This window comes from Sphingopyxis sp. A083 (genome assembly GCF_001468495.1).
Classification (GTDB): domain Bacteria; phylum Pseudomonadota; class Alphaproteobacteria; order Sphingomonadales; family Sphingomonadaceae; genus Sphingopyxis; species Sphingopyxis terrae.
Map to the genome: position 1 here is coordinate 252,031 of NZ_LNSK01000005.1, position 10,564 is coordinate 262,594.

Annotated in this window: 10 protein-coding genes; 2 read left to right on the forward strand and 8 right to left on the reverse strand. The window is 64.0% G+C overall.

The genetic code is table 11. The features are described 5' to 3' along the window. Positions 1-12: 12 nt before the first annotated feature. Both ATE59_RS11710 and ATE59_RS11715 read right to left on the reverse strand, forming a co-directional pair. Positions 13-1,659: a sulfatase-like hydrolase/transferase gene (locus tag ATE59_RS11710; RefSeq protein ID WP_058812549.1), complete on the reverse strand. Its 1,647-nt coding sequence runs from the start codon at positions 1,657-1,659 to the stop codon at positions 13-15. Between the two features lie 19 nt (positions 1,660-1,678). Further along, a complete protein-coding gene (locus tag ATE59_RS11715; protein WP_058812550.1) occupies positions 1,679-2,326 on the reverse strand; it encodes a hypothetical protein in 648 nt (215 codons plus the stop codon). Positions 2,327-2,448: 122 nt separating this feature from the next. On the opposite strand from ATE59_RS11715, the gene ATE59_RS11720 reads away from it, so the two are divergent. Both ATE59_RS11720 and ATE59_RS11725 read left to right on the forward strand, forming a co-directional pair. Beyond that, positions 2,449-3,093: a TetR/AcrR family transcriptional regulator gene (locus ATE59_RS11720; protein WP_003049391.1), complete on the forward strand. Its 645-nt coding sequence runs from the start codon at positions 2,449-2,451 to the stop codon at positions 3,091-3,093. Continuing rightward, positions 3,090-4,028, forward strand: a complete 939-nt coding sequence (locus ATE59_RS11725) for a formylglycine-generating enzyme family protein (protein WP_058812551.1) — start codon at positions 3,090-3,092, stop codon at positions 4,026-4,028. The genes ATE59_RS11720 and ATE59_RS11725 overlap by 4 nt, the downstream gene beginning before the upstream one ends. Here the strand turns inward: ATE59_RS11725 and ATE59_RS11730 are convergent. From ATE59_RS11730 to ATE59_RS17620, 6 genes are all read right to left on the reverse strand, one after another. Beyond that, the gene (locus tag ATE59_RS11730) at positions 3,948-5,780 is read right to left on the reverse strand and encodes an arylsulfatase (RefSeq protein ID WP_058812552.1); all 1,833 of its coding nucleotides are present in this window, start codon (positions 5,778-5,780) and stop codon (positions 3,948-3,950) included. The genes ATE59_RS11725 and ATE59_RS11730 overlap by 81 nt on opposite strands. Next, positions 5,777-6,790 (reverse strand): glutathione S-transferase N-terminal domain-containing protein, encoded by a 1,014-nt coding sequence (locus ATE59_RS11735; protein ID WP_082657404.1) that lies wholly within the window; start codon positions 6,788-6,790, stop codon positions 5,777-5,779. The genes ATE59_RS11730 and ATE59_RS11735 overlap by 4 nt, the downstream gene beginning before the upstream one ends. A gap of 84 nt (positions 6,791-6,874) precedes the next feature. Beyond that, positions 6,875-8,101, reverse strand: coding sequence for a hypothetical protein (locus ATE59_RS11740; RefSeq protein WP_058812553.1), 1,227 nt, complete (start codon positions 8,099-8,101; stop codon positions 6,875-6,877). Positions 8,102-8,196: 95 nt separating this feature from the next. Next, positions 8,197-8,853: a hypothetical protein gene (locus tag ATE59_RS11745; protein WP_058812554.1), complete on the reverse strand. Its 657-nt coding sequence runs from the start codon at positions 8,851-8,853 to the stop codon at positions 8,197-8,199. After that, positions 8,853-9,476 (reverse strand): 7-cyano-7-deazaguanine synthase, encoded by a 624-nt coding sequence (locus ATE59_RS11750; RefSeq protein ID WP_058812555.1) that lies wholly within the window; start codon positions 9,474-9,476, stop codon positions 8,853-8,855. Before ATE59_RS11750 ends, ATE59_RS11745 begins: the two co-directional genes overlap by 1 nt. Continuing rightward, on the reverse strand, positions 9,473-10,495 hold the full coding sequence (locus ATE59_RS17620; protein WP_082657405.1) for a nucleoside 2-deoxyribosyltransferase: 1,023 nt from the start codon (positions 10,493-10,495) through the stop codon (positions 9,473-9,475). The genes ATE59_RS11750 and ATE59_RS17620 overlap by 4 nt, the downstream gene beginning before the upstream one ends. Positions 10,496-10,564: the final 69 nt, after the last annotated feature.

The following is a 10,564-nucleotide window of genomic DNA, read 5'->3' on the forward strand; positions in this document are numbered from 1 at the left end:
CGACCGGACGGTTCAATTGGTCCAGTAGATATAATCCTGCCCGTCCTTCCACGGCGCGTTGAGCGGCACGTCGATCCGCACCGGCCCCTCGATCAGCCCCGGCCAGATCGGCTTGGCCATCCCCTTGTTCTGCGCCTCGATCATCGCGCGAAGCTGCGCGACGCGCTGCGGCTCCTGCGCCGACACGTCATGCTGTTCGGTCGGATCGACGGCGAGGTTATAGAGGCGGACCTTTTCGGGCCGCTTCGTCACCTGCAATTTCCAGTCGCCCGCGCGCACGACGCGATAATCGCCCGAACGCCAGTACATCGCCTGGCGATGCGCCGGCCCCGCCAGGATATTCTGGCTGTCGACGATGCGATCGGTCGGCACCTTCGCCCCCGCAGCGGCGGCGATCGTCGAATAGATGTCGATATGCCCGGTCACGTCGGCGCGGGCAGACCCCGGTGCGATATGGCCCGGCCAGCGCATGAAGAAAGGCGTGCGGATGCCGCCCTCGAAGAAGGTCGCCTTCCATCCCCGATAGGGCGCATTGAGGTGCGGGATGCCGGTATACCAGGCTCCGCCATTGTCGCTGGTGAAGATGACGAGCGTATTGTCGTCGATCCCCGCCTGCTTGAGCTTCGCCATGACATCGCCGATGCGGCGGTCGAGCTGTGCGATCATCGCTCCGTAAACGCGCGTCTTGTGGTCCTTGATCTGCGGCAGCCGGTCATATTCCTCGCGCGTTGCCTGCAACGGCGTGTGCGGCGCATTGAACGCCAGATACATGAAGAAGGGCCGGTTCTTGTTCGCGTCGATCGCCTTTTCGGCTTCGGCGGCGAAATAGTCGGTCATATGCCCTTGGGGATGAAAGCGCTTGCCGCCGTTGAAAGTCACGGCATGGCGCAGATTGGCCCAGATGAAACGGTCGATCGGATCCCACGGCAGCTTGGCGTTGACCGTATCGGGATCGTCGTCGGGCAGGAATTTCGCGCCCCCCGCCAGAATCGCGAGGCTTTCGTCAAAACCCTGCGCATTGGGCTGCAAGCGCGGCGCTTCGCCCAGATGCCATTTGCCGATGTGGATGGTGTGATATCCCGCCGCCTTCACCGCCTCGGCAATGGTAATCTCGCTCGGCGGGACGCCCATGTCGGGATAGTCGGGAATATCGTCGGTGATCAGTTCCTTGTGGAATACGGCCTTCAGCGGACCAAGGCCGCCGCCATGCGCCAGATTCTCGGCAAAGGCGGTCGGCACCGCGGTAAATTCGAAACCGAAGCGCGTCGGATAGCGGCCGGTCATCATCGCCGCGCGCGACGGCGAACAGGTGGCGTTCGCGGCATAGGCAGTGGTGAAGTTCAGCCCCTGACGTGCCAGCGCGTCGATGTTGGGCGTCTTGACGATCCCGCCTGCAACGCCGCCGCCGTTCAGGCTGATGTCGTTCCAGCCCAGATCGTCGGCGACGATCAGGATGATGTTGGGCGGACGCTTGGTGCCCGGCGCGGTGGCGGGGACCGCACCCGGCCCCTGCTGCCAGACTACGGCGTGGTTCGGCTGCACCGGGTCGCGCCAGTCCTGGATCATCCCGGGCAGACGATATTTATTCTCCTGAAAACCCCAATAGCCACCCGCGCCGATCAGCGCGACGACGCCCAATGCAATCCAGCGTTTCTTCATCGGTCCCCTCCGGCCCCCTCTAAGCCCATGTCAAAAGCGCGATATGCGCAAGCGCCGCAGCGAGTGCGAGCCCCAGCCCCACTGTGACCCGCGGGCTGGCATAAAAGGCGATCTGTCGCTGCGTCGGGAAAGAGAAGGTCGTCTCGATCCCCAGCGTCTTGTTCGGATGCACGGCGCGAAAGGCCGGATCGGCCGCCATGCGGATCAGGTCGCGGCGGCTGCGGTATCGCATCGTGCCGACCAGCGACCAGCCGGGGTCGGCGGGTGTGTTCCACGCGTCGATATAGCCGCCGACCTTGGCGCCGACATAGAGCGGATGCCCGCCGCGCGCGATCAGCCCGCGCACGAAGGGGTCCGAATAGCGGCGCAGCCATTCGCTGCCCGCGCGCGTTTCGCCGCTGGCCGGATCGGTGATCTGGCCGGGCCGCGTGCGGACAAGATTGACCATGACGAATTCGCGCCCGTCGTCGTCCTCCAGAAAGGCGCGCAGGCGGGCGCTGTCGTTGCCCGTTTCCTCCATGCGATCGCCCAGCGTGCCCAGAAAAGCGTCGATCTCGGCGCGCGTCAGCGGGCGGCGGAACCCGTCGTAGAACAGCAGGAAGGCGAGCCAGAGCAGCAACGCGCCCGCCCAAATCGCGCCGACAAGAAAAGCCTGCTCCCCCATCATCCCCCCGACTCTTCGGTTGCCCCGAAACTATTGGCACTATATGTGTCATTATATCGGGCGCGGCGCAAGATGCTTCGAAGCGGGCATTGACCACGGCGCCAAGCTGCGCCAGCGGGGAGGACATGACGACAACGGCGAAAGCGGAGGGCGAGGCAAAGGCGAATCCGGCAAGCGTGACGCCCCGGATCGATGGTCGGCGCGAACGCAGCCGGTCGAGCCACAAGCGCATCGTTAAGGCGATGATGGAACTGATCGCCGGCGGCGACCTGATGCCCAGCGCGGCGCGCGTCGCCGACGAAGCCGGGATCGGCATTCGTACCGTCTTCCGCCATTTCGACGATATGGATTCGCTCTATAGCGAGATTTCGGCGACGATCGCCGAACGGGTGATGCCGATCGTCACCGCCCCCTATCTCGACAACGACTGGCGTGCGAACATGCGCGACCTCGCCCGCCGCCGCGTCCGCGTGTTCGAAACGATGCTGCCGTTCCGGCTCGCCGCCAATATCAAACGCTACCAGTCGCCCTTTCTGATGGCCGAATATGGCCGCGTCATCACGGTCGAGCGCGAACTGGTGATGCGCCTGCTGCCCGCGCCTGTCCTTGCGAACAAGGTGGCGGCGGAGGCGCTATGTGCCACCCTCTCCTTCCAGAACTGGCGCGCGCTGCGGCACGACCAGGGCCTGCCGGCCGAAGAAGCGGGGACCGTCACCGCGCATATGGTCGAAGCCCTGCTTGCCGCGCTTCCGCAAGGCGGCGATCGGTGAAGCGCAGCGCAGCGCTGATCGCTTTCGCCGCACTGGGCGCCCTGGCCGCATGCGGCGCCAAAAAGACCGAACAGCATGCCGAGGCGCGGACCCCGACCTGCCCGCCGATGCCGGCGCGCGACTATGTCTGGATACCCGGCGCGACCTTCACCATGGGCGCCGACGCGACGCTGCCCGAAGAGGCACCGGCGCGCGAGGTTTCGGTCAAGGGCTTCTGGATGGCGACGCATGAGGTGACGAACGCCGAATTCGCCGAATTCGTGAAGGCGACCGGCTACAAGACGCTTGCCGAGAAAGACCCGCCGAAACTGCCCGGCGCGCCGCCCGACATGCTGATCCCCGGTTCGGCGGTGTTTACCGCGCCGACCGACGGCAATCCCAACTGGTGGCGCTGGGTCGTCGGGGCCGAATGGCGGCATCCCGAAGGGCCGAAGACCGGCATCGCCGGCCGCGACCGCGATCCGGTGGTCCAGGTCGGTTACGACGACGCGCTCGCCTATGCGCGCTGGAAGGGCAAGGCGCTGCCCGACGAGGCGCAATGGGAGCTTGCCGCCGCAACCGGCGGCGCGCGGCGCGATGTCCCTGTCGATGCAAACGGCAAGCCGACCGCCAACTATTATCAGGGCGTCTTCCCGGTCCGCGACCTCGGCACCGACGGCTTCAAGAGCCGCGCGCCCGTCGCCTGCTTCCCCGCCGACAAGCACGGCGTCCACGACCTGATCGGCAATGTCTGGGAATGGACGGCAAGCGCGATCGACCCCGACCGCAATGTCATCAAGGGCGGCAGCTTTCTGTGCGCGGCAAATTATTGCGCGCGCTATCGCGCCGCCGCGCGCCAGTTTCAGGAACGCTCGCTAGGTACCGATCATGTCGGCATTCGCCTGATCGACACGGCGCGCCCGCCGCCGCCGGACGAAAAGCCACAAGAGGGCTGACAGCGCGACGATCGCCCCGCCGAGAATCAGTCCGGCCTGAATCGCCCGCTTGCGGCCCTGTTGCCGCCACGCATAAAGGTTGATCTGTTCGTCGGCGGTGTAGCCCGCCGGCATTTCGAGCACCTGGTTGGTCTTGGCGAACGCCGCATAATCGGCCTTCATCGCCGCAAAACGATCGGGCATCGCGGCGGCCAGATCGTGCGTTTCGCCGGGATCGCCGGCGATGTCGAACAGCCGCCATTGACCATCGCCCGTCGGCGGCAGATTGCGCACCAGCTTGTAATCGCCCCGGAACAGCGCGGCATTGCCCGACAGTTCATAACCGATCGGCGCGTCGCCATGAACGCTGCCTGCGCCGCCCGCCAGCATCGGCACCAGACTGCGCCCCGCGATCGGCTCGACCGTCCGCCCGCCCCAGCTGCCGCCGTGACCCGGCACGCCGGCGAGGTCGGTCAGCGTCGGGACGATGTCGGTGACATGCGCGAGCCCGTTCGAGATCGCGCCCGCGCGCACCTGCGGATGGCCGGGCCAGGCGATGATCAGCGGGACGCGCAAACCGCCCTCGGTCGCGCTGAACTTGTATCCCGACAGCGGCGCCGCAGCCGCGCTGGCCCAGCCCGGACCGATGGCGCTGAAGCTGTGGCGGCGGCCGATGTTGCCGATCGAGGTGTCATACTCCATCCCCAGGAACAGCCGGTTGCGCAGCCGATTATAGGGGTTGGTCGGTTCGGGGCCATTGTCCGACAGAAAGACGAAGATCGTATTGTCGTAATCGCCCGTCGCCTTCAGATGCGCGACAAGGCGCCCGATCTCGCGGTCGGCGGCGGTCGCCATCCCGGCATAGGCCTGCATGACGCGGATCGCCGCCTTGCGTTCGTCGCCGTCCAGCTTTTGCCAGTCGGGCGTCGTCGCCATCGTCACCATCGGCGCGCCCGCGGGCATGATGCCGAGCGCCGCGGCGCGCTTGGCCCGTGCGGCGCGCAGCGCGGTCCAGCCTTCGCGGTACATCGCCTGATAGCGCGCGATATCGCTGTCGGGCGCCTGCACCGGAATATGGTTGGCAAGGAAATTGACCGACGCGAAAAACGGCTTTCCGCTCGCGCGGTCGGCGTCGATATAATCGATCATCTTCTGCACGACGAAGCGCGACGAATAATAATCCTTGGGCAGCACCCCCGGTTTGCCATTGTCGGTCCAGTTCGCCTTGTCATACAGGCCCTTGATCGGCTCCTGATCGAAATTGTCGGCGCCCGCATCGGCCAGGCTGAAGGCGCGGTCATAGCCGCGCGCTTCGGGAAGCCGCGTCGGATCGCTGCCCAGATGCCATTTGCCGGTCAGATAGGTGCGATAGCCCGCCGCCTTCAGCATTTCCGCGATCGTGACGACGCTGTGGTTCATCACCGTGTCGTACCCCGGCTTGCCACGGTGCGCGTCGGGGATCGTTTCGGGCATATTGCCCAGCCCGGCGCGGTGGTTCATCACCCCCGTCTGCAGCATCGCGCGCGTCGGCGAGCAGGACCCCGACACATGGAAATTGGAAAAGCGCATCCCGGCATGGGCCAGCGCGTCGATGTTCGGGGTCGCGAATTCGGCCCCGAAGGCGCCGACATCCGAAAAGCCCCAGTCGTCGGCCAGCAGGATGACGATGTTGGGGTGGCGCGGCGATGCGGGCGCGGTCGGCGCCGCGGTCTGCGCGGCCAGCGGCGCCGCGACCAGCGCGGCGGCGACCCCGGCGGCGAACGCGCGCCTCATGCCGACACCAGCGCGGGCAGGCAGCCCGTCCGCTCGAGCAGCGGATCGACCACGCCGCGCGCCGCGTCGTTCAGCGCCGCGTAGCGCATGCGCAGGTCGGCAAGGCATTTCGCCTGATATTTGAACACCCCCTGGTCATAGCCATGCCCCATCGCCTCGAACCGCATCATCGCCTCCCCCCTTTCCAGTGCCGCCGCATTCGCCCGCAAGAAGGGCAGATAGACCGCGCCCGCCACCGCCAGCAGCGCCTCGACCACGGGCGGCAGCGGCGCATCGGCCGCGTCCCATTCGCCGTCGATCCCCGACATGTCGTCGATGTGCGAAAGCCAGCGATAGGCAAAGGGATAGTCGGCGCGCATCATCGCCTGTGCCGTCGGATCGACGCCGAGCTGCGACAATTGGCCGAACAGGCCGAATTCGGCGAGCGACGGCCGCGTGCCGAACAGGCAGTGCCGGTCCTGGACATGCGCCTCCAGCGCCGCGAGCACCGCGCGGGTCGACGCTTCGATCAGCGCGAAGTTCGCGGGCGTGCAGCCGACGATCGCCATGCGCCCCACCTGCCGCTCGCGAAAGCTCGCCGCAAAGCGCTCGCGCTGTTCCGCCCCGCCGCCCTTGAACGCATCGAAGGCCAGCCAGCGGCTCATCTGCAGCTGGTCGACCTCGGCCAGCCAGCGATAGCCGAACATCGCCTTGGTCAGCCATTCGTCGGCGAAATCCTCGATCAGATGCGCCAGAAAGGCGCGCGCGGGATCGGGCGGCACCACCGACCGGCTGCCCGGATGGCGATCCTCGAGCAGATAGAGGAGCGGGGTCGAATCATTGTGCCAGCTATCGTCGGGAAAGCGCACCACCGGGATCACCGGCGCGCGGACATGCGCCAGCGCCCCGCCCTGCGTCGCGGCGCCATGCACCCAGATATGCGGCAGGCGGCGATAGCGCATCGCCGCGCGAATCTTCATCGAATAGGGCGAACCCAGCGCGCCATGCACCTCATAAGGCCGTTCGTTCACCCGTCCCTCCCATGTTTTGGCATATGCTATGCCAATATATCGGCGAGCGCAATGGGCGGCATCTCCTCCCGCCGCACGGACGGATCAGCCGGCGCGGCGAACGCCGCCCCTCATTCGCGCGCCGCCGCCTCCGCCGCCCGCGCTTCGCGGGCCTTGCGCGCCTTGCGCCACGACGGGCGCGTCTTTACCGCGGCCACCCCGTCCGCCGCCTGCGCCGGCGCCGCGCCGGTCAGCGGCAGCGCGGGCGTCAGCGGCACCGCCGGCGTCGGCCGCCCCGCCGCCTCCTCGGCCTCGATCCACGCCAGATAGGCTTCGGGGATCGTATCCGCCCGCCGCGATCCAGTCGGCCTCGCCCGCAAAGCGCTGCGCCGGCTCGCCATCGACCGGCGGCCCGTCGAACATCTGCATCGGCCCGTGATAGGGCGCGTCATGGTCGCGCAGCGACACCATCGCAGTGCCCGGATCGTCCAACTGCGCCGCGATCGCGTCGACCCCGCCCGCGTCGGCGGCGGCGATCAGCGCGCGCTGCCGCTCGGCCAGCGCGAGCAGCGCCGCGTCGATCTCGGCCTGCGCCTGCGCGTCGAGCGCCACCCCGTCGAACCCCTCGATCAGCGCCGCGGCATCATCCTGAGCCGCGACCCCATCCCCGTTCGTCCCGAGCGAAGTCGAGGGACCGTGGATCACCGTCCGCACCGTCGTCGTCGAAGCCTCCGCCACCGCACCCGCGGCGTCCCCGACCTCCGCTCGTCCTGAGGAGCCGCGCAGCGGCGTCTCGAAGGACCCGGCCACCGCTCCCGCGACGCCCCCGACCTCCGCTCGTCCCGAGGAGCCGCGCAGCGGCGTCTCGAAGGACCCGGCCCCCGCGCTCGCCCGCGTCGAAAAATAATTGATCACCGTCCGCTTGCCGCCCGCATCCTGCCCATAGTGGCGCAGGCAGAACATCAGCAGCGCGTCATTATGCTTGCGCCGAAACCCCATCAGCTTGCCGCCGACGAAGACGGGCACCAGATAGCCGTCGATCGCGCGTTCGAACGCAATATCCTTCAGCCGCGCGACCCCGAAATCGAGCGCCGCCTCCCACGCCCGCCGAAAGCTCTCGGCGCCGGGCGCGCGCCGCAGCGTATAACAATTCGCCTGCGCCATATTGACCATAGCCGCAGCGCGGCTGACCGACCCGGTATCGGCGAGCGCCCCGATAAACGCCCGCTGCCGCTCGGGCGTCCACCCGTCGTGCCGATATTTGCGCGGCACCGGCGTAAAGTCGGGAAGCGGCGGCCGGGCCTCCTTCGCGATTGGGGTGCGGTTCTGCATGATGCGTCCTCCTGTTAGCCAAACCGGACAGGATATGACGCGGCGGAGGAATGTAGGAAAGGGGTTTGTTTATGATTTGTTCCGCACTGAAGTGACTAGAAGGCGAGGTCCAACTGCGGCGATTGCTTGCGCGCTTCGCGCGACCATACCCACGCGTCGAATTCTCTACGAGAAATGGAAAGCAAATCTGCCGCGACGCTAAATACGTTCTTTAGGTAGTCGTAGTCATCGTTTTCAAGCCCTGCCTTGATAGCAAAGGTCTTAATATGCCGATCTACGGCGATTGCCTCGATTCCAACTAAGCAAGACATATAGTCAATCGTCTTTGGACCTATGCCATTTAATAGAATCAGGTCAGCACGGAATTTTTTGGATCCAAGCGCTACGCGAATATCATCTATGGTATCTATTTCTTCACTATCGAGAAAGCTGACCAAAAGGTCAAAACGACCCAGCTTGGTCGGATGCTGCCAGTCAAGAAAATGGGCCGTATTATTCTTCTCAACGAGGCAAACGAGCGCGCTCACTCGATTTGCATCCGGAAACTCCTTTAGAATGCGTCCAACGCGCGGCATGACCACCGAGCGGTAGCTAAGCCCAGCTTGCAATACGGCATCAGCCAAGAGAGCGCCGGCATGATCATATGTCGCGCGACGGGCCGCGTATGAATGAGGCACGCCATGCGTCGAAGCAAAATCTGCTACGCGGCGCGCCGCCTTCAAAAGTTCGCGTCGATCAGGCTGGCATGTCATCAAAGTAGTCCCATTTGCCGAAGCGCCCCTAGGCGTTCCACGCAGTTTGGGCAAGCACCACAGGGGAGCGCGCTTGATGCCTGGCAAGAGAAAGTCTTTCCGATCGGGACGCCAAGCCGAATGGCCTCCCGCACTACCTCCGCCTTCGATGCGTACCGATAAGGTGAGGTAAACCGAACTGGACCGATCGCGTCAGTGAGTCCGTCAAGCTTGTTCATGAAATCGGCGGTGCAATCAATCTCTTTGGCGTGATTGCTATTTATAAAACCCGTGTACACCTCAAGTATGCCGAGGGTCTGTGCTTTAGCAGCGGCAGCGGCGTAGAATAGGAGGGTTCGATAAGGAATGTACAGATCATCGTCATGAACCTCCTCGTTCCAGAGGTCGGCTTCGACGATCAAGCGTGACTTCGATCCGTGAAAGAGTTCCGATATGTTAACCCGCATAGGGCGTTTCATTTCCGCGGGAAGGACCTCATTTACCCGGCTCCACTCGGTCTCGACGCAGTGTTGCCCATAATCGAAGAAGAGCGGGACCACATCGACTTCTTCCGCGTGCAACCCAAAGGCTACGGTGGTCGAGTCCAACCCCCCTGATGCAAGAAGCAACACCTGCTTGCTCACGTGCGAGCAGCCTGATCGAGCTTCGACACGGCCTCGAACGTTCCGTTCAAGCAGAGGTCAAGGTCGGCCGAATAGGTAGTGCTCCCTATAACCACCATTGTGTTCATGTTCTCATTGCGTGGATCGAAGGTAATGACGGGCTTCCCCATCTCAATTGCAAGGCCAATTTCGACTAGGGTTCCCGGATCACGATCGATAGGTATTGCAAATACCGCCGCACAATCTCGTAGCAACTGCATATCGCTAAAATAGAAAGCAGAAAGGGTCTCGATAGGTGATGCGGGATCTGCTTCACCGTTCTCTTTGACTGGCCTTCTGACACGAAAATTATGATACTCTAACGCCTTCACGGCGAAATCGATTTCTCTATGGTTTGCGTATGAAAAGTCTGGTGCGGCCAAATAGATCTCTAGACTAGGGCGCGTGTGCCAAGGCAGCGTGACCCCGCCCAAGCTACGAACCACGTCGATGGGTATTCGGAGTTCTCGCTCGACGTCACGTTGAAGATCGTCCGGCCAAGTAGTCTGAGAATAGGCGGTCGCTACCTGCATCCCCCGCCATGCTGCGTCTCGCGGGCTCGCATTCAAAGTTCCAAATACGGCGGTGAAGGCATCTCCAACGCCTACCGAATTAGCTGTGACGCCTAAGGTGGCGGTTAAATGCTCAACCTCGCCTGTGGCAAGATCGAACAATCTGCTGCCGCCACGGTTTTCCTTTAGGAGCAACTGTCTCACCCCAATGCTCTTCGCCAAATCCAGCAGCGGAGAGATGTCGCTCGATGCGAGGTTCAAGAACAAGCTCGAAGACGTTGAGATCACTAACGAATGAATTTTTCCTTCGAGCGCTTGGAGAAATTTTGCGTCTTCCACGTCGTAGGCTGCATCAATTGTAACGCGAACCCCTGGTTCAAGCCGGTCGATTGTGGCCGCCAAATCATATCGCCCAGGGAAGATGACGACGGGGTCGAATCGCTTCAAATCATTCTTATCTAGGTCGTGTTGACAAAAGACTTCAGCCATAGGCGCGAGGCGGCGAGGTTGAGGAAGCTCTCGAACGAGAGAAGTGTCTTGTCGTATCGGGTGGCGATC

What these genes read in the sequence shown, in the direction of transcription:
- ATE59_RS11720 (WP_003049391.1), top strand. Translation starts at nt 2,449, where the DNA reads ATGACGACAACGGCGAAAGCGGAGGGCGAGGCAAAGGCGAATCCGGCA.
- ATE59_RS11740 (WP_058812553.1), bottom strand. Translation starts at nt 8,101, where the DNA reads ATGCAGAACCGCACCCCAATCGCGAAGGAGGCCCGGCCGCCGCTTCCC.
- ATE59_RS11715 (WP_058812550.1), bottom strand. Translation starts at nt 2,326, where the DNA reads ATGATGGGGGAGCAGGCTTTTCTTGTCGGCGCGATTTGGGCGGGCGCG.
- ATE59_RS11710 (WP_058812549.1), bottom strand. Translation starts at nt 1,659, where the DNA reads ATGAAGAAACGCTGGATTGCATTGGGCGTCGTCGCGCTGATCGGCGCG.
- ATE59_RS11730 (WP_058812552.1), bottom strand. Translation starts at nt 5,780, where the DNA reads ATGAGGCGCGCGTTCGCCGCCGGGGTCGCCGCCGCGCTGGTCGCGGCG.
- ATE59_RS11745 (WP_058812554.1), bottom strand. Translation starts at nt 8,853, where the DNA reads ATGACATGCCAGCCTGATCGACGCGAACTTTTGAAGGCGGCGCGCCGC.
- ATE59_RS17620 (WP_082657405.1), bottom strand. Translation starts at nt 10,495, where the DNA reads ATGGCTGAAGTCTTTTGTCAACACGACCTAGATAAGAATGATTTGAAG.